Annotated in this window: 14 protein-coding genes; 10 read left to right on the top strand and 4 right to left on the bottom strand. The window is 61.3% G+C overall.

Annotated elements, in window-relative coordinates; genetic code table 11:
- The first annotated feature begins 6 nt into the window (after positions 1–6).
- The 8 genes from LCQ44_RS00070 (at position 7) to LCQ44_RS00035 (ending at position 11,551) form a co-directional block, all read left to right on the top strand.
- Positions 7–3,480 carry a DEAD/DEAH box helicase gene (locus LCQ44_RS00070; RefSeq protein WP_225093767.1) on the top strand — a complete coding sequence of 1,158 codons (3,474 nt, stop codon included), beginning with the start codon at positions 7–9 and terminating at the stop codon, positions 3,478–3,480.
- Between the two features lie 150 nt (positions 3,481–3,630).
- Positions 3,631–3,993: a desulfoferrodoxin family protein gene (locus tag LCQ44_RS00065; protein ID WP_225093766.1), complete on the top strand. Its 363-nt coding sequence runs from the start codon at positions 3,631–3,633 to the stop codon at positions 3,991–3,993.
- A gap of 116 nt (positions 3,994–4,109) precedes the next feature.
- Positions 4,110–6,095 carry an NAD(+) synthetase gene (locus tag LCQ44_RS00060; protein ID WP_225093765.1) on the top strand — a complete coding sequence of 662 codons (1,986 nt, stop codon included), beginning with the start codon at positions 4,110–4,112 and terminating at the stop codon, positions 6,093–6,095.
- A gap of 242 nt (positions 6,096–6,337) precedes the next feature.
- Positions 6,338–6,859 carry a crossover junction endodeoxyribonuclease RuvC gene (ruvC, locus tag LCQ44_RS00055; RefSeq protein ID WP_035137351.1) on the top strand — a complete coding sequence of 174 codons (522 nt, stop codon included), beginning with the start codon at positions 6,338–6,340 and terminating at the stop codon, positions 6,857–6,859.
- Positions 6,859–7,479, top strand: a complete 621-nt coding sequence (gene ruvA, locus LCQ44_RS00050; RefSeq protein WP_225093764.1) for a Holliday junction branch migration protein RuvA — start codon at positions 6,859–6,861, stop codon at positions 7,477–7,479. Before ruvC ends, ruvA begins: the two co-directional genes overlap by 1 nt.
- Positions 7,479–8,546, top strand: coding sequence for a Holliday junction branch migration DNA helicase RuvB (ruvB, locus tag LCQ44_RS00045; protein ID WP_225093763.1), 1,068 nt, complete (start codon positions 7,479–7,481; stop codon positions 8,544–8,546). The genes ruvA and ruvB overlap by 1 nt, the downstream gene beginning before the upstream one ends.
- A gap of 146 nt (positions 8,547–8,692) precedes the next feature.
- On the top strand, positions 8,693–10,360 hold the full coding sequence (locus tag LCQ44_RS00040) for a formate--tetrahydrofolate ligase (protein ID WP_225093762.1): 1,668 nt from the start codon (positions 8,693–8,695) through the stop codon (positions 10,358–10,360).
- A 180-nt stretch (positions 10,361–10,540) separates the two neighbouring features.
- Complete coding sequence (locus LCQ44_RS00035) at positions 10,541–11,551, top strand: SNARE domain-containing protein (protein WP_225093761.1); 1,011 nt, start codon at positions 10,541–10,543, stop codon at positions 11,549–11,551.
- 18 nt (positions 11,552–11,569) lie between these two features.
- On the opposite strand, the gene LCQ44_RS00030 is transcribed toward LCQ44_RS00035, so the two are convergent.
- On the bottom strand, positions 11,570–12,751 hold the full coding sequence (locus LCQ44_RS00030) for a cation diffusion facilitator family transporter (protein WP_225093760.1): 1,182 nt from the start codon (positions 12,749–12,751) through the stop codon (positions 11,570–11,572).
- Between the two features lie 218 nt (positions 12,752–12,969).
- Here LCQ44_RS00030 and LCQ44_RS00025 point away from each other — a divergent pair, with 218 nt between their 5' ends.
- A complete protein-coding gene (locus LCQ44_RS00025) occupies positions 12,970–14,307 on the top strand; it encodes a TFIIB-type zinc ribbon-containing protein (RefSeq protein WP_225093759.1) in 1,338 nt (445 codons plus the stop codon).
- A 761-nt stretch (positions 14,308–15,068) separates the two neighbouring features.
- Here the strand turns inward: LCQ44_RS00025 and LCQ44_RS00020 are convergent.
- Both LCQ44_RS00020 and LCQ44_RS00015 read right to left on the bottom strand, forming a co-directional pair.
- Complete coding sequence (locus tag LCQ44_RS00020; protein WP_225093758.1) at positions 15,069–15,857, bottom strand: ADP-ribosylglycohydrolase family protein; 789 nt, start codon at positions 15,855–15,857, stop codon at positions 15,069–15,071.
- Between the two features lie 63 nt (positions 15,858–15,920).
- Entirely contained in the window at positions 15,921–16,970 is a 1,050-nt protein-coding gene (locus LCQ44_RS00015; protein ID WP_225093757.1) for a PDDEXK nuclease domain-containing protein, read from the bottom strand.
- Positions 16,971–17,137: 167 nt separating this feature from the next.
- Here LCQ44_RS00015 and LCQ44_RS00010 point away from each other — a divergent pair, with 167 nt between their 5' ends.
- Entirely contained in the window at positions 17,138–17,407 is a 270-nt protein-coding gene (locus LCQ44_RS00010) for a hypothetical protein (RefSeq protein ID WP_225093756.1), read from the top strand.
- Between the two features lie 94 nt (positions 17,408–17,501).
- Here the strand turns inward: LCQ44_RS00010 and LCQ44_RS00005 are convergent, their stop codons facing one another.
- Complete coding sequence (locus LCQ44_RS00005; RefSeq protein WP_225093755.1) at positions 17,502–18,095, bottom strand: hypothetical protein; 594 nt, start codon at positions 18,093–18,095, stop codon at positions 17,502–17,504.
- Between the last annotated feature and the right edge of the window lie 106 nt (positions 18,096–18,201).

Here is an 18,201-nt window from a genome sequence, read left to right as displayed (position 1 = left end):
GAAGTGATGGCGCAGGGGACGTTTGCGCAGGCGCTTCGTAAGGAGGCGGCGCTCAGCAGTACCTTTATGAAGGGGCGCTCACTCATGCTCAACGGCGCCGTGCTGTCGTTTGAGGACTCCGGCTCGCGCTTCTCCAAAAATGTGACTATTGAGGGCACGGTGCGCGGCTCGCGCGGCGACCTGTACAAGACGCACGTGGCGCTCGACATGGACGAGCACGAGGTTGTCGACTACGACTGCGATTGCCCCGCCGCCTTCCGCTATTCCGGCATGTGCAAGCACGCTATCGCCACGGCGCTGGCGTATCTGGATGCCAGTGGCGCCGAGCCCGTCGAGGGCTTGCGTACGCCGGTCCGCACGTTTACGGCACCGCCCGCACAGTCAAAGCAGCCCACACACCCCGCGCCCACCGCATCTGCGGTCAACCCCAATTTTCCCTTCCCGGCACCCGTCCCCACGAGCCCGAGCCTTGTGGCGGCGCTTTCCGATCTTTCGGACGCGCGCATGGACGAGCTCGTGGCTATGCGTCGCAAGTTCGCCAGCACCATTGACCCCGATGCGCCCAAGGCAGTGCTGGAGCCCTCGCTGGTGCCGTACTACAATCCGCTGTTTGCCGATCGTTTTAACTGGGCACTCGAGTTTCGCATTCGCTGCGGTTCGGTGTCCTACGTGGTTAAGGATATCGACGGCATGGCCGATGCCTATGTGCGCGGCGGTACGTTCTCCTATGGCAAGAAGCTTACGTTTGTCCATGTGCCCGAGGCATTCGATGACGTGTCGACAAAGCTGCTTGACTTTGTTGCAATGACGGTCGCCTACCTAGGTGATATTACGAGCTCGCGCTCGGCATCGTACGACTTTGCCCGCAGCGGCTTTGTCGCCGAGCGTCAGTTGCCGGTATCCGAGTATTCCGTCGTGTCCGTGCTGGACCTGCTGCGTGGCAGGACCCTGTCCTTTGAGCCTGCTTGGTCGCGGGGGACGACGACGCATCGCGCCTACGAGGTGGCGGTCGAGCCGTCGCCGCAGGGGGAGGGCGAAGTCCCGGCCAAGCGCCCGCCGCTCCTTGCCGCCAAGATTGCACCGGCGGCGGGAGGCAGCTACGACTTGCGTCTGCCGGCCGATACGTATTGCTTTGTCGCTGGTGACGCAGCCTATCTGGTCGATACGCGCCGCGCACGCCGTAGCGACACGGCGTTTGCCCAGCATGCGGCACCGTTCCTATCGCACTTGTTGCCCTGCCGCACGCCGGTCCATATCGCCGCCGACCAGGTGGGCGAGTTCTGCCGCATGGCGCTGCCTATCTTGCGCGACTACACCGACCTGACCGCTCCCGCCGCGCTCGACGCCGTGGCGCCCGAGCCGAGCTTTGCCATGGCGATCGGCGTCGACGATGGTCTTGTGACCTGCAAGATTACGGTGACCTACGGCGATTGGTCGGCAGATCTCTTTAGTCTTGGTGCTCCGGGCAGTCCCTTCGAAGAACAACGCCCCGGCGTTCCGCCCCGCGATACGGTGGCGGAGTTTCGCGTTATGGACACGGCTGCCCTGTACTTCGATTTCTACGAGGGCGGCCTGGCATTTGAGGAGCGCGATGACGCCCGCCTGTTCCACTTGCTGACCGAGGGCCTGTCTGCCCTGTCCGAACTGGGCGAGATCATGCTCAGCGATCGCCTGCGCCAGATCTCGGTCCGTCCTGCGCCCAAGCTTTCGGTGCGTGCGACCGTCAAGAGCAACTTGCTCGACGTCGAGCTGGGTGCGAGCGGGCTTTCAGCGGCTGACCTTGCCATCTATCTCGATTCGTATAAGCGCCACCAGACGTTTGCGCGCCTTACGTCCGGCGACATCGTTCGCCTGGACGAGGGCGCTCGTGCCGCGTTTGGTCTTGCCGAGGACCTGGGCGTCGATGCCGTCGACCTGCTCGACGGCGTGTCGCTTCCCGCCTCGAGCACCCTTTTTGTCGACAGCATGCTCGCGCGCACGCCGGCGCTCGAGGCCGATCGCGACGCCGCGTTCCGCCGCACCGTCGAGCGTCTGGACACGCTCGGCAAGATGGACTTTACGGTGCCCGCCTCGCTCAAGGCTACGCTGCGTGGCTACCAGGTCGACGGCTATCAGTGGCTCGGCTCGCTTGAGCACTTGGGCCTCGGCGGCATCTTGGCCGACGATATGGGCTTGGGCAAAACGCTGCAGATGATCGCACATATCCTGGCGCGCGTGGAGGCGGGGGATACCAAGCCCACGCTCGTGGTATGCCCCGCGTCGCTCGTGTACAACTGGGCTGCCGAGTTGGAGCGCTTTGCCCCCTCGCTTGATGTGTGCGCCATCGTGGGCGCCAAAGCCCAGCGTCGCGTGCAAATTGCCGGCGCAGCCGAGCACAACGTGGTCGTGACGTCGTATGACCTCATGCGCCGCGACATCGACGAATACATCGAGCAGGACTTTACCCGCGTGGTGCTCGACGAGGCCCAGTACATTAAAAACCCGCTCACCCAGGTGGCGCGCGCCGCCAAGCGCCTGCCGGCCGGCGTGCGCTTTGCCTTGACGGGAACGCCCATCGAAAACCGCCTGTCCGAGCTCTGGAGTATCTTCGACTTTTTGATGCCGGGTCTTCTGGGCACGCGCGACTCATTTGCCAAGCGCTTTGAGAGTCCCGTCGAGCATGCTGAGGGCGATAGTGCCGCTCGTCTGCAGGCGCTCGTATCGCCGTTTGTGCTGCGTCGCGTCAAGGAAGAGGTGGTGGCCGATCTGCCCGAGAAGATCGAGGATACGGTGATGGCGCAGCTTACCGGCGAGCAGCGCAAGCTCTACCTGGCCAACCAGGACCGCATTGCCCAGCAAGTGCAGCACCGCGAGGCCGGGGAGTTTAAGAAAGACAAGCTCAAGGTACTTGCCGAGCTCACCAAGCTGCGTCAGATCTGCTGCGACCCGCATCTGCACTATGCGGACTACAAGGCGGGAAGCGCCAAGCTCGATACGTGCATGGAGCTCGTTCACGGCGCGCTTGACGGCGGTCACCGCATCTTGCTGTTCAGCCAGTTTACGGGCATGCTCGATATCATTGGCAAGCGCCTGGTCAAGGAGGATATCGCCTTTCTTAAGCTTACGGGCGCATCGTCTAAGGAGAGTCGCGCCAAGATGGTTGCGCAGTTCCAAGCGGGCGAGGTGCCGGTGTTCTTGATTTCGCTCAAGGCGGGCGGCGTGGGCCTTAATTTGACGGCTGCCGACGTGGTCATCCACTACGACCCGTGGTGGAACGTGGCGGCGCAGGACCAGGCGACCGACCGCGCCCACCGCATTGGCCAGCAGCACACCGTGACCGTGTACAAGCTCATCGCCAAGGACACGATCGAGGAACGCATTATGCAGATGCAGGAGTCCAAGCGCGATCTGGTCAACAGCGTGCTCGGCGGCGACGGCATCTCATCGGCGCTGTTCACGCGCGAGGATGTTCTGGCGCTGCTCGGTGGCGACGGTCGCTAACCCGCTCGGGTGGGGCCGCCAGGGCGGATAGTACGCGCCGCCCCACCGTTCTCGCCCGTTATGTGTTCATTTGCAATGCCATGGATGGTTCGCCTGCCTTTGGGCATAAGAAGCATCAGGAATATTGGCACATCAGCAAAGGAGAACATCATGGCGAAATTCTTTAAGGACTCCGATGGCAAGCTTGTTGCTGCCCTTGGCGACGACGTTGCGACCCCTGCCGGCTGCACGGAGTTGACGGCGAACACCGAGGACGCGGCGCACGAGAAGCATGTGCCCGTTGTCGAGATCGAGCGCGACGGCCACGTCATTCGCGCGCGCGTGGGCTCGACGGAGCACCCCATGCTGCCCGAGCACTACATCGAGTGGATCGCGCTTGAGGCCGAGGGCCGCCTGGAGGTCCATTACCTTGAGCCCGGCATGAAGCCCACGACGTTTTTCGCTGGCGGCTCCAAGACTGGTACCGTCTATGCCTACTGCAACCTGCATGGGCTGTGGTCCGCGACGTTCTAGGAGCGCGCCCCCGCTCGGGGTATCATAGCTAGCATATGCACATGCGAGCGCCGGCTGCATTATGCGGCCGGCGCTTTTACTACGGCAACGACGATTTACGACGGAAAGGCTGGGCCATGAAGCTCGCACTTGCACAGATCGATATGCGCCTGGGTGACATCGAGGGCATTTGCGGCCGCATCGAGGACCAGGCTCGCCTGGCTCATGAGCGCGGCGCGCGCGTGCTGTGCGTTCCGGCCCCGCTCTTTATGGGCGCCATGCCGGGCAGCCTGGTGGGCGCTGCCGATTTTGAGCACGATATGCTGACGGGCTTGACGGGCGTTGCCGAGCGCATCCAAGAGCTCGACATGATCTGCATCGTGCCCTCTGCGGTTTCGTTTGAGGGCCAGCCTCTGCTCGACTACATGATGCTTAAGGATGGTCGCGTGGTGCCCGCGCGCGCAAGCATCGCCCTGCAGCGTGGCGAGAGCAACGACGCGCGTTGGGCACCGCCGGTGTTTGACGTGGACGGCGTGCGCATCGCCGTGGTGTTTGACCTAGATCGCGAGCTCGAGATGCTGCCGACCGGCGTCGACCTCATCGCCTATTTCCAGTTCAACGCGTTTGACATGACCGATCGCGAGACAGCCGCCATTGCCGCCGTGCGCAGCGGTGTCTACCGCAAGATCGCGTCCAAGCGCAGCGTATGGTTTGCCTGCATGGCGCCGATTGGTGCCTATGACGAGTCGGTGTATACCGGCGGATCGTTTGTGCTCGACGATTGCGGCCGCGTGGTGGCCCAGGCGCCGTGCTTTGAGGAGAGCCTGCTGGTTCAGGAGATTCAGCGCGGCGTGATGCTCGATGCCCTGGAGGACCACGAGCTGCCCGAGTTTCGTTCCGAGGAGTGGCTGTGGCAGGCGCTGGTGCTTGCCGTACGCGACAATGCCCGCGCTCGCGGCGCCTCGCGTGCCGTGGTGGCGCTCGAGGGCGATTTGCCGTCGTCCCTGTTGGCGGCGCTTGCCGTCGATGCCTTGGGTCCGCGTAATGTGATTGGCCTGGTGCTGGGGCGCAATCGCATCTTTACGCCGGCGCAGGAGGAGGCCGAAGCCGCCCGTTGTTCTGCTGTGCGCTCAATCGCCGAGCGCTTGCACATTCGCACCGTCGAGCGCGATGCGCCAGATGCGGCGCGCGTGTTCGACCGCGACGTGTCGGCGGGCGATGCCGAACGCCTGCGTTCGCGTGCGCTGGGCCTGATGCTCGAGGATACGGCGCTCGAGCTGGGCGCCATGGCGTTGAGCCCGCTTTCCAAGACCGAGTACGCGCTGGCGGCGCCCGCGCTGTCCGGCGGCTACCAGGGCGACTTTGCGCCCTTTGGGGATGTGTATCTGTCGACGCTCGAGTTTGTGGCACGCGTGCGCAACCGTGCTTCGGCCGTGGTGCCCCAAGAGCTCGTGACGCTCAACGCGGTAGAGGATTGCATGGATCGCGTGCTGGCGCAGGCACTCTCGATGCTCGCCGGCCCGGTTGATATGCTCGATCGCGCGGCGCAGCTGCTGGGCGGGCTTGAGCCGGGCGAGGTCGATGGTGCGCTCGAGTCGCACGTGGACCGCAGCCGTCCCTTTGACGACATCCCGATGGCCGCCGCCAAGCCCGAGGCCTGCTCGCTGCTGCTGATGCTTGTGCGCCAGGGTGAGGCTGCCCGTCGCATGCTACCGACGGCGCCGATCGTTTCGGCCCGTTCGTTTGTCGAGCGCGCCTGGCCGTACATGCTTGCGTGGTCCGATCTGGGGCTCAACGGTAAGGAGCGCATGACGGTTGATTCTCTGGCACGCGCCGAGGTGCGCCGCTTTGCCGACGACGATACGAGTGACCGTATGCGCGGCGAGATGATGGGCATATTGGGCGAGCTGTTGGGTATTTCGCCCGAGCAGATGGAAGAGCTGCGCTCCGAGGACGGTCAGCGTCGTCTGCATGAGGGCATGAAAAAGTTTGAGGGTGAGGTCCAGGACGCCATCGAAAAGATGATGGGCGGCCAGGGCGGACCGCAGGGTGGGCCCCAGGGAGGTCCGATGCCGCATCCGCCGATAGATCCGAGGCAGTTCCCATTCTTCTCGCAGAACTAGACCGCTGCGCGCCCGCCAGAGCGGCAATCTGCCTTTCAATCGTCGGGCATGACCGCCAGGTCAATGCCCTCCTCTTTCAAGGCACCTTGCTCGCTCTGGCGGGCGCTCGCTTGCGTATGCTCAACCTACAATTCGATCTCGGCTGACTTATAAGGCTAGCGTTGTGTTATTCTAGAACAGACGTTCGTGAATAGTGCGCGGGGCCTTGCCTTGTGCTTGGCAAAAGACGAGGGGAGGTCGGCTTGGTTATCTTGGGTATCGACCCTGGTTTGGCCCATACGGGCTGGGGGATTATCGAGGAGCGGCGTGGCGAGGTCCGCTGCCGTGCCTACGGTTGTATCGAGACCAGCGCGGGCAGCCCGCTCGCGGTGCGCCTGTCGCATATCGCCCGCGACCTCAAGGGCGTCGTCGAACGCTACCGTCCCGATACCGCGGCTATCGAGAGCATCTACTTTGGCGCTAACGTCCGCTCGGCCATCCCCACGGCGCATGCCCGCGGTGCCGCGCTCGTGGCGCTTTCGGAGTGCGCGCTCGAGATTGGCGAATACACGCCCATGCAGATCAAGCAGGCCGTGGTGGGCACCGGTGCCGCAGATAAACGGCAGGTTGCCTACATGGTGCGCACGCTCACGCAGCTCGATCACGACCCTCACCCAGACCATGCCGCCGATGCCCTGGCCTGCGCCATCTGTCACGTTAACCTAAGCCGCACCCGGGCGCTTACCGGCGGTGAGTTCTATCAACAGAGAGGAACCGGATACTGATGATCTCCCAGCTCCATGGAACGCTTATCGAGGCCACGATGAGCTCGGCCGTCGTCGATGTGTCGGGCGTGGGCTTTGAGCTCGGTATTTCGGGCAGCACTGCCGCCACGCTGCCTACGCCCGGCGGCGAGGTTCGACTTTATACCCGTATGCAGGTGCGCGAGGACGCCATGACGCTCTTTGGCTTTGCCTCCAAGGACGAGCGCACGATGTTCGATCGGCTCGTGTCCGTCTCGGGCGTCGGTCCGCGACTGGCGCTTGCCGTGCTTTCCACCTATACCGTGGGACAGCTGTATTCCCTGGTGATGGCCGAGGACGACAAGGGCATGGCCAAGGTGCCCGGTGTGGGCAAAAAGACCGCCCAGCGCCTTATCTTGGAACTCAAGAGTACCTTTGCCAAGGACAAGGGCTTTGTTCCGGTCGACGTAATCCCCGGTCAGGTTGCGATGCCGGTCCCCGCCGCCGCTCCTTCGGCGATCGATGACGCCCGCGCGGCGCTCCTTTCCATGGGCTTTAGCCCGCAGGAGACCGAGGTCGCCCTGAGCGGGTATGATGGGCAGGATATGCGTGTCGAGGACCTGCTCGGCGCGGCGCTTAAGCGACTCGGAATGGATGCGTGATGTGGGAAGCCGATGACTCTCAGGACCTGTGGGCGACGCCCGGCAGCTCGCCGGCGGCATTTATGGCGCACGGTGAGCGCATGGTGGGCTCGGAGCTGACGCCCGAAGACCTCGATGTCGACCGTACCCTGCGTCCCCAGCGCCTGGACGACTACTGCGGTCAGGAGCATATCAAGCAGAGCCTGCGCGTGCTGATCGAGGCGGCACAGAGCCGTGGCGAGACGCTCGACCACGTGATCTTTTCGGGCCCTCCGGGTCTGGGCAAGACCACGCTGGCCACCGTTATCGCCAACGAGCTGGGCGCTCAGATCAAGACGACGAGCGGCCCGGCCATCGCGCGTACCGGCGACCTGGCGGCTATCCTTACCAACTTGCAGCCAGGTGACGTGCTGTTTATCGACGAGATCCACCGCCTCAACCGCTCGGTCGAGGAGGTCCTGTATCCTGCGATGGAGGACTTTGCCCTCGATATTGTGATCGGCAAGGGTCCGGCTGCACGCTCGATTCGCCTGGATATCCCTAAGTTCACGCTGGTGGCGGCAACGACTCGCTCGGGCATGCTGACCGGCCCGCTGCGCGACCGCTTTGGCATTTCGTATCGCCTGGATTACTACACGGTCGAGGAGCTTGCCCAGATCGTGACGCGCTCGGCGACCATCTTGGGCGTGACGATAGACCATCCGAGCGCGCTCGAGATCGGCTCGCGCTCGCGCGGTACGCCGCGCCTCGCAAACCGTCTGCTCAAGCGTGTGCGCGACTATGCGCAGGTACGCGGTAACGGGCCTATTGAGCTTGATATTTGTCGTCAGGCGCTCGAGTTCTTCGAGATTGATGAACTTGGTCTGGACTGGATGGACATTCGCATCTTAGAGACGCTTGCCAAGACGTTCTCCGGACGTGCCGTGGGCCTGACGACCCTTGCCAGCGCGGTGGGCGAGGACCCGGGTACGCTCGAGGATGTCTACGAACCCTATCTGCTGCAGTGCGGCTTGATGATTCGCACGCCTCAGGGCCGCCAGGCAACGCTTCGCACCTTTGAGCATTTGGGTATCGAGCCAGCCGTTTAGAGACGGGTTTGTTTTGGCTGGTCTGTAGGCTATCGCTGAGCATTGGATAAACATATCGCCATTCATCGGTTACGGGTGTTTTACTATTGCGTGCCCGTGCTATGCTGAATTGGTCTTTTTCTCATCCGGTAACGAAAGGACCGCCCATGCCTACTGACATCGAAATCGCACGTTCCGTCACGCCGCTGCCCATTACCGAGGTGGCTAAGAACGCCGGCGTCGACGTAAAGCACCTGATTCCGTACGGCTTCGACAAGGCTAAGGTCGACTATTCGCTGCTCAACGAGCCGACCGATCACCAGGCCAAGCTCGTCCTCGTGACCGCCATCAACCCCACGCCCGCCGGCGAGGGCAAGACCACTACGACCATCGGCCTGGCCGATGGCCTGCGCCGTCGCGGCGTCAAGAGCGCTGTGGCCCTGCGCGAGCCTTCGCTCGGCCCCGTCTTTGGCGTCAAGGGCGGTGCCGCCGGCGGCGGCTGGGCGCAGGTCATCCCCATGGAGGACATCAACCTGCACTTTACCGGTGACTTCCATGCTATTGGTGCCGCCAACAACCTGCTGGCTGCCATGCTCGACAACCATATTCAGCAAGGCAACCAGCTCGGTATTGACGTCAAGCGCATCACCTGGAAGCGTGTCGTCGACATGAACGACCGCCAGCTGCGCCATGTTATCGACGGCATTGGCGGCAAGGCTCAGGGCGTGCCGCGCGAGGACGGCTTCGATATCACCGTTGCCTCCGAGGTCATGGCAATCCTGTGCCTGTCCACGAGCATCAACGACCTCAAGGAGCGCCTGGGCGAGATCGTCGTCGGCTACAGCTTTGCTGGCGAGCCCGTTCGCGCCCGCGACCTCAAGGCTCAGGGCGCCATGGCTGCGCTGCTTAAGGATGCGCTCAAGCCCAACCTGGTGCAGACGCTCGAGGGTACGCCCGCGTTTGTCCACGGCGGTCCCTTCGCCAACATCGCCCACGGCTGTAACTCCATCATGGCCACGCGTATGGCCATGCGCTTTGGCGATGTCGCCATTACCGAGGCAGGCTTTGGCGCCGACCTGGGTGCTGAGAAGTTCCTCGACATCAAGTGCCGCATGACGGGCGTTCGCCCCAGTGCTGTCGTGATCGTCGCCACCGCTCGTGCGCTTAAGTACAACGGCGGCGTTGCCAAAGCCGACCTCAACGACGAGAACCTCGAGGCCCTCAAGGCCGGCATGCCCAACCTACTGCGCCACGTCGACAACATTCAGAATGTCTACGGTCTGCCCTGCGTGGTCGCCATCAACCGCTTCCCGACGGACACCGAGGCAGAGCTTGCGCTCATCGAGTCCGAGTGCCAGAAGCTCGGCGTTAACGTTAAGCTGTCCGAGGTTTGGGCTAAGGGTGGCGAGGGCGCGCTCGACCTGGCCGATGAGGTTATGCGCCTGATCGAGCAGCCGAGCGAGCTCAAGTTTGCCTACGAGGACGGTGCCGATGTGGCCGACGCCCTGGAGGCTGTTGCCACCAAGGTCTATCGCGCCGACGGCGTCGACTTTACGCCGGCTGCCAAGCGCCAGCTCGCCGAGCTGCGCGAGAACGGCTTTGGCAACCTGCCGGTGTGCGTGGCCAAGACGCAGTACAGCTTTAGCGACAACGCCAAGGCTCTGGGTGCTCCCGAGAACTTCCGCATCACCGTGCGCGAGCTCAAGGTTTCCGCCGGTGCCCACTTTGTGGTCGCGCTGACCGGCAGCGTTCTGACCATGCCCGGCCTGCCCAAGGTTCCCGCGGCCGAGAACATCGACGTCGACAACGACGGCAACATCACCGGCCTGTTCTAAGCCTGCTGCTCATAGCCGCTTGCCCGCCCCGTCGCGCCTACCAAGGCCCGGCGGGGCTTTTTGATCCTTAGGCCCGCGCATGTCTTGTAGATACCGGCGGGCTTTGCCCATCATAGGCTTTTGCGCGGGTAGAATGCATGGATAACTTGATGCTTGCTGGCGACGGAAAGGAAACGTTGCATGGACCAGGATAAGACGACCGTAATGGGCGGATATGGTTCCGCGCAGGCTGGCGGCAGCGCCGATGCGACCCGCGTCGTTCCCAGCCCCGGTTATACCGATCCCGCCGCGACGCAGCCTTCTGCCGAGCCTACCCGGGTTATGGGCTATGGCGACACGGCGCAGGATTCTTACGCTGCATCTTCGCAAGGCCCCTATGGCAACGCAGCTCCGGACCCGTTTGATTACGCGCCGCAGGATTCTTATTCCGCCTCGACGTCGAATCCCTATAAAAACCTGCCGCAAAATCCCATTCCGCAGCCTCAGCAGACGACGTATATGCCGCGCACGGCACAGGCCCAGCCTCGATATGAGTCGCGCGATCCGTATGCGCGCCAGCCTTATCGCGAGTATCCCAAGTCGATTCCGCAGTATGGTGAGGACGAGGAAGAGGCGCCGTCGCGTTCGTCGAGTGTGATCAAGAAGATCCTCATTGTGCTGGCGATCTTCTTTGCCCTCTCGATTGTGTTTGCCATTGTGACGGGCATGCTCAACAAGCGAGGTGCTACAACCAGCACGACGGCCGAGCAGACAGAGGTCGACCAGGCAGGTGCAGTAGAGCTGGGCGATATCCCGGGACAGTATTGGTCCAACGCCAAAAAACTCCTCAAGTCGCGCGGGGCCGATCTTTCGAATGCCGTGATTCTGACCGACGACGGCTCGACGCCCGTCGTTGATGCCAACTGGGTCGTCACATCTGCCTACTACAACGACAACGGTAACCTCGAGATTCAGCTCACGCGCAAGGACGGCTCGTCGGGCAATGCGTCCGGTGATCAAGGCGCCACGGACAGCTCGAGCTCCAACATGCTGGAGGACCTGAGCAACAAGGCGCAGGAATTGGGAGACAAGGCGCAAGAGCTGGGCGATACGACACAAAACCTGGGCGATACCGCGCAGAACTTGGGAGACATGGCGACGGATGCCTGGAACGCCCTACAAAACGGCATTTCGGGCGCACAGGGAAACTAGCGGCCGAGCGGAGCGGGGCTACAGCTGCTCTGCCGGACGGTCGGGCGAGCTAAAGCCCGAGTCAAATGTGACGACGCATGATGTATCGGGCCTGCGCTCGTGCACGATGCGCGTGACGAGCTCCAGCAGCTCCTCGTCGGATATGTCAAAGCCGTCGGGACGCACCAGGTCAAACGAAACAAAGTCGTCGTGTTCATGCAAGTCGTGGATGGAGAGCGCAGGGTCGATCTGCGCTACGCCGCGCTTGACCCAGCCGCGCAGGTCGTCACCGGTTGTTGCAATGGGGTCGCAGTGCAGCGTAATGCCAATGCCCATCTGGCGCTTGATATCGTGTTCGATGGTGTCCAGGATCTCGTGGTGCTCAAAGGCATCGCCCTCGCCGGGCATTTCGACGTGTGCGCTGGCAAACTGGCGGCCCGGGCCGTAGTCGTGCACCATGAGGTCGTGCGTGCCCAGGACCTGGGGGTACGACATGATCCTGTCGCGGATTTCCTGGACGAGCTTGGGGTCGGGCGCTTGCCCCAGCAACGGGCTGATGGCGTCGCGCACCAGGGCCATGCCGCTGAAGCAGATGAAGATGCCCACACCCAGGCCTGCCCAGCCATCGAGGTCAAAGCTAGTCGTCTGCGAAATAAGCGCCGCCACCAAGACCGAGCCCGAGGTGATGACGTCATTCTTGGAGTCCTGCGCTGTGGCGATGAGCGTCTCGGAGTCGATGCGATTCCCCAGCGTGCGGTTGAACGCGGCCATCCAGAGCTTAACGAGCATGGACGTGGCCAGTGCCGCAAGGGAAACGAGCGTGTAAGCGGTGGGGGAGGGCTTGATGATCTTGGTAACGGACTCGAGCACTAGGTTGATGCCGACGGCACAAACGAGGACGGCGACAAACAGGCCGGCGAGGTATTCGTAGCGGCCGTGGCCATAGGGGTGGCCTTCGTCTGCCGGGCGGCTGGCAAGGCGGAATCCGAGTAGGCTCACGATGTTGCTCGACGCATCGGAGAGGTTGTTGGAGGCATCGGCGATAAGCGAGACAGAGCCGGCGAGCAGACCCGCGATACCCTTGGCTAGGCACAGAGCAATGTTGAGGCAAATGCAAATGAGGCTTGCGGCAAAGCCCGCGTTGGTGCGACAAGTTGTATCGACCGGCTTGCCCTCGTCGCCGGGAACAAGCGTATGTACCAGCCGATTTACAAATAGCATGACGATCGTCCTCACAATCATGGTTAAGGGGATAGTGTAGCTCGCATGGGCGCACCGTGCGCCGATGCTCAGAAAATGCAGCAATGGTCTGCTGGAGCTAACGAGCGGCCCTTCTTGTCCGACCAGGTGCTCCATTTTGGGCCACATGGGTATGGTCATGTGCTTGCCTGCCCGACATACTTAATGTCGACAGCCCCTGCGCAAAGGAGGATGTATCCATGGACGAGATGTTTGCCATTAAATGCCAAAACTGCGGCGGCCCTATGTACTCACACCAGGCTAAACGCAGTTTTGAGTGCGCCTATTGCGGCACGGTCGTTCCGTGGCAGGCCGATGCGGGGGAGCCCAAGAGCGCCCTGGGCATTCGCCATACGCCGCTGACGGTTGTCGATGGGCTGCTTAAGCTCACCCATGTGTCGCAACTCGAGCGCCCGGAGGACCCGGACTGGTATTTCTTTAATTCACACTGGCGCAATCAGTCGGTTCTGGAGCATCTGCTGTGGGAGGACCGCGGCACGGCGCAGGAGTTCCAAGAAGCCACGCACGTGAGCATTCCCTGCCCCTTCTGTGGAGCGTCCTTTGAGGGCGAGTCAACGCAGCGTGTGTTTGAGTGCCCGTCCTGCGGCAACAAGATCGGCATTGCCGACCTGCTCAAGCCGGGGACGTTTAGCAAGCGCCTGACCTTGGGCGTTGGTGCGGAGTATTTACCTGGGCAGGGTATTCCCTGCGAAATCTCGCCGCAGCAGGCACGTGCCAACGCACTGCAGCTGGTGCGCCAGTACCCCGACGCCTTTGCCGGGCACGACGTGGAAGATGCGATCCAAAACGACATGATGCTCTTCTACTTCCCCATGGCGCTCGCGGATTTGCGCATGATGGCGTCCTTCCCGGGCAAGGGCATGAGCAAGGAGACCTTGGTGTACTACGAGGTGCTTGACTGGGCATATCCGCGGGCAAACTACCTGGACGTTCGCCTCATGGGCATTTTGGAACCGTGGGACTTTGCCAAGGTCGGCCCGTTCGATCCCGCCATGCAGGAAGGCGACTTCCGCGTTGTCTCCGTCGATGCGTCTACCAAGGACCAGGTGGTCATTGATAAGCTGGCGCTCGACATTGCCGGCAACGATGCCGAGGCGGTGCTGGGGCTCAATAAAAAGAGCATCCGCACCTGGGCGCGCAAGGCTCGCAAGCATAAGGACGGCCTGGTGATGGTACCGGTCTACTTTGTCGATCGCCCAGCGACGGACAGCCGCGATGGCGAGCAGGTGCGCATTGCCGTAAACGGCCAGACGGGCCGCGCGGCCGCGGTGGTGTTTAGCGACAAGCGTGAGACGCATGTGGTGGCGCCGCTCAACCCGAGCCTGCATCTATCGAACGAAAGTACCGTACATGCCACGCCCATCGAGGTCAAATACGTTAAATCGCCCTTCCTATACCAGATCGTGCGTCGTGGAGACGGCGAACAGCCGCGTCAGGTGGCAGCGGTTGCCGAGGGTTCCTACCGAGAAGAAAAGCCCAAACGCAAGGGCTTGCTCGCTGCGATCTTTGGGAAGTAGGGGAGTAGTGCCGGTCGGCGCTGCGATCCGATAGCTAGAGGAACGGGGCAGCTCGCAGGAGTGCGGACTGTCGTCTGATTGTTTGAGGGTGCCAGATGTAAATAATCGGTGGAGCGGCTGCAAAAGAGCCGTCTCGCTGGGTAAAATCAGGATGTGCTGCGGAACCCGCTCCTCAGCTAGTCACACTTCGGAAGCGCGGGCAACGCAGGTATTATCGTCTAAAGGGCCGGCTGCAACCGGCCCTTTTTATGACTCCCTTCGCTATCCGTTACTGCTTATATTCCCGCCAGATCGAGTAGAGGTTCCGGGCAATGCCGGTCACATACATCGAGAGGCGCAGGATTTCAAGAAACAAGTTCATAGGCTTCACCCCAATCGGAGATCGGAGCGTTGCCCGCAGACGGATTCCGCGGCAGTCAAGATTTTACCTCACAGGCCGCGGTGGGAGACATCCTGCCCATTCCATGGTTTGGAACGGTGTCGATCTAACGGGCAATCAAACCCCTAGCACTCTTTGAATTGAGCAAGCATCTGCCCGAAGAAGCTGAGCCCGGATGGCTCATAAATGAGTGAGCCGCCATCTTCGGTTCGGTAGACCCCGCAGGGGAGGTAACGCCCGTCGGGGAGAACATAGAGGTTGGCTTCTTCCTTCAGTCCTGCTGGAAATAGCGGAATCCCGTTTTCGTCCACTTGGAACTCGTCTATATTTGCGATCTTTCTTTCCGTGGTGCCTCCTGGTCAGTTTCTATCGTAAGTGCGCCCTAAAACAAACACTGCTCTATCAGCTCTTTACCGCGCAAGGCGTCGGTCCACTCCTGCGGAATTGCGTCGATGCCGTATACCGTGCCGGCGAGGGCGCCGGCAACGGCTGCGGTGGTATCGGTGTCGTCGCCCAGGTTGACGGCGACAAGCACGCAATCTTCGTAGCTGGTAGTGTTGACGAAGCACCAGGTGGCTGCCTTAAGCGTGTCGCGCACGAAGCCACCTGACCTGATTTCCTGCTCAGGCACGCCTTTCAGATGGAGTGCCCGCGAGGGGAGCGCGCCGTTCATCACATTCCTCATCAGCTCAACAAATATGATGCATGCATCGGTTGATGTTCTGTGGGCGTGCGTGATTGCCGAGACCTCGCGGATCTCGTTGTCCGTCGCATCGGTGAACGCTAGGGGAGCGATGCGCATGAGCGATCCGTTGCCGTTGTCGCGCTCGCCGGAGCCTCCTTTGCCGGTGTGCAAAGCGCGGGCGGTCGTGCCGCCGTAATCGAAAACGCCGTCGATCGTATACTCGCCACGGGCAATCCAGCGTACGAACTTGTCGCGCATGTCTGCGGTGTCGATGTGCCCGAGCTCCCTAATCGAGTCACAGGTAGCAAGCGTCATGGACGTGTCATCGCTCCAGGTGCCGGCGGGCTGCCCATGCGTGCCGTAGCCGATCATGTCCGTGCATTTGAACGTGCCGCGGGGCCTAAACTCGTAAGGAACGCCCAGTGCGTCGCCGACGGCGAGCCCATAGATGCAGTCGCGCAGTGTTGTTTTCGGTCTGTCTGTCATGGAAAGCTCCTCTTATCCCAGGTGATGTGGAGCGCCATCGGTGGTGTCGGTCGCAACGTATTGCTATCCTTGTGCTTCGCCATTAGTCGCTTCGTTGATGGCGCGGTACTCGGCACTCAGCTCGCGCGCCAGCTCTTCCTTACTTGGAAGATACGGCAGGTATTTGGCGGCAAACGCTTGGTCGTTGTCTTCGGGCAGCGTGTACTCGACAGTCGAATCGCTTTTGTCCGCGCAGAGCACGATGCCTATGGGCGGATTGTCGCCTTCGTTCATGAGCTCGCGCGTGTAGTAGTTCACATACATTTGCATCTGGCCCAAGTCCTGGTGCGTAAGATCGTCCGTCTTAAGGTCGATAAGCACGAAGCAGCGCATCAGATAGTTGTAAAACACAAGGTCAATATAGAAATGGCGCCCATCAAAGGTGATGCGCTTTTGGCGCGCCTCGAAAGCGAAGCCACGGCCAAGCTCCAGTAGGAACTTCTGAAGATGTGTGATGAGCGCCTGCTCTAGATCGCTCTCGCGAAACGCAGTATCGTCCGAGAAACCTAAAAACTCCAGTACATATGGGTCGCGGATGATATCCTCGGGGCGACGAGCCGGGGCGCTCTTCTGGATTTCTTGGGCGGCGGCCTCCTTGTCCTTGCTGGCAAGCAGGCGCTCGCGGAACATGGTGTTGATCTGGCGCTCGAGCTGACGCGTGCTCCAGCGAGAGTCAGCGCATTCGTTCATGTACCAGGCGCGAGCTTCGGGGTCGGGAATGCGCATCAGCCTGCGGTAATGAGTCCAGCTCAATTCGCTACGCAGTGCGTCGCGAATTGGAAACGCAAGAAAGAACTGACGCATATTGCGAAGGTTTGCGATGCCAAAGCCTCTTCCGAAATCCGCTGTAAGCCTTCTGGAGAGGCCCGCAATCAATGCCTCTCCATATGCTGCGCGCTCCTCTCCACCCTGTTCATCAACAATACTCTTGCCGATTTCCCAATATGCCTCAACCATCGCAAAGTTAACGGCGGTATAGGCCTTGTCGCGAGCGGCGTTGAGAATCGAGGAAACCTGCTTGTAAAAACCTTCGGGCACGATTGCCGATTCTCCACGGTTTACCAGTTCGCCCATCACTGTCGCCCCACTTTCCTCTTGTGGAATGCATCTTTATCGCATTTAGTTTAAAGCCTCGCGCGGACACGAATTGCTGTGCTGTCTGACATCTTCGCATGGGGCCTTGAGGTGGTTAAAATGTGGCCATAGAGACAGTTTTAACGAACCCCATGGGGGTGACGCGCATGGACAACAACACCTTGCTGTTCCAGGACAAAGGTTCGGGCGGGTTTAAAGACGTCAGGATCTACCCCAACCGCATCGAGGTGCTCAAGAAGGGCACTTTCGGCGGCAAGCATATCGAGATTGTCTACCTTAAGGACATCACGGGCGTTAACAGGATCAAGGGCCGCAATGTTTTTCTGCGCAACAGGTTGTTGACTGCCTGTGTCTTTTGCCTGAGCAGCCGCTCCCGGGCTCAGGAATTCGTCAACGTGCTCAATATGGTGATGTGACCGGGCGCTTTCGAACACAAAAAGCCGGGATGCAAGGAGTCACACCTTGCATCCCGGCTGAGCTAAAACGGCGCTGCTGCATGCCGTTGGAGCTTTAGCGCTTGATCTCGATATCGTCGAGCTTAACGTCCATGGCCTCGGTTTTTGCCTCGGCGATGTCATCGGCAAATTCCAGAGACTTCATCATGGTTTCGACGGCATCCTTGTGCTCCTCGACATTGTCGATGCGCACGTAGACGCTGCCGCCGCCTGCTTCGGTGAAGTACTCAGTCGTCACGCCGCCCGAGTGTGTATAGGAAGCGTTGCGCCAAGTCTTGCCGTTGTACTTGACGGGGTCATTCTCGGTCCACTCAAAGCTGGCATTCCACTTTGCCTCGTAGTCGAACAGCTCGTCGGCGTTCTTGTCAGGATCGAAGACGGGGATGAAGCGGTCGCTGGCGTGCTCGCTCTCGGTGAACTTAAACTGGGCCCTGTCGGCCGTGTCGCCGGCAACATCGGTGATCTCAACGCCCTCGGGGACCTCGACCTTAAACCAAATGAAGTCGGTCCTCATATCCACGGCTGGCTTTTCTGCTCCGCCGCCACCGCCACTGCCGGTAGCGCCGCCGCTTCCGCCACAGCCCACCAGGGCAACCGCGGCAAAGAGACTGATGCAGAGGGTGAGAATCGCAAAGGCCTTCTTTTTCATGGTCGTGTCCTCCTCGATCTGTAACCGCCCATGGATTACCTGCTTTTACTGTACGCGTTGACGGCTCGCTAGGGTGGGCCATGTGTCCCATTCTGAGGGCCGGATT

The sequence above is a fragment of the Collinsella aerofaciens genome (assembly GCF_020181355.1).
In the GTDB taxonomy this organism is placed as follows: domain Bacteria; phylum Actinomycetota; class Coriobacteriia; order Coriobacteriales; family Coriobacteriaceae; genus Collinsella.
Note: the sequence above shows the minus strand (reverse complement) of the source record. Positions and strands in the feature narration are given on the sequence as shown.

Excerpts from the sequence above, each read along its gene's own strand:
- LCQ44_RS00070 (WP_225093767.1), top strand. The coding sequence starts at position 7 with ATGGCGCAGGGGACGTTTGCGCAGGCGCTTCGTAAGGAGGCGGCGCTC.
- LCQ44_RS00035 (WP_225093761.1), top strand. The coding sequence starts at position 10,541 with ATGGACCAGGATAAGACGACCGTAATGGGCGGATATGGTTCCGCGCAG.
- LCQ44_RS00030 (WP_225093760.1), bottom strand. The coding sequence starts at position 12,751 with ATGCTATTTGTAAATCGGCTGGTACATACGCTTGTTCCCGGCGACGAG.
- LCQ44_RS00005 (WP_225093755.1), bottom strand. The coding sequence starts at position 18,095 with ATGAAAAAGAAGGCCTTTGCGATTCTCACCCTCTGCATCAGTCTCTTT.
- LCQ44_RS00060 (WP_225093765.1), top strand. The coding sequence starts at position 4,110 with ATGAAGCTCGCACTTGCACAGATCGATATGCGCCTGGGTGACATCGAG.
- LCQ44_RS00040 (WP_225093762.1), top strand. The coding sequence starts at position 8,693 with ATGCCTACTGACATCGAAATCGCACGTTCCGTCACGCCGCTGCCCATT.
- LCQ44_RS00010 (WP_225093756.1), top strand. The coding sequence starts at position 17,138 with ATGGACAACAACACCTTGCTGTTCCAGGACAAAGGTTCGGGCGGGTTT.
- LCQ44_RS00065 (WP_225093766.1), top strand. The coding sequence starts at position 3,631 with ATGGCGAAATTCTTTAAGGACTCCGATGGCAAGCTTGTTGCTGCCCTT.
- ruvB (WP_225093763.1), top strand. The coding sequence starts at position 7,479 with ATGTGGGAAGCCGATGACTCTCAGGACCTGTGGGCGACGCCCGGCAGC.
- ruvA (WP_225093764.1), top strand. The coding sequence starts at position 6,859 with ATGATCTCCCAGCTCCATGGAACGCTTATCGAGGCCACGATGAGCTCG.
- LCQ44_RS00015 (WP_225093757.1), bottom strand. The coding sequence starts at position 16,970 with ATGGGCGAACTGGTAAACCGTGGAGAATCGGCAATCGTGCCCGAAGGT.
- LCQ44_RS00020 (WP_225093758.1), bottom strand. The coding sequence starts at position 15,857 with ATGACAGACAGACCGAAAACAACACTGCGCGACTGCATCTATGGGCTC.
- LCQ44_RS00025 (WP_225093759.1), top strand. The coding sequence starts at position 12,970 with ATGGACGAGATGTTTGCCATTAAATGCCAAAACTGCGGCGGCCCTATG.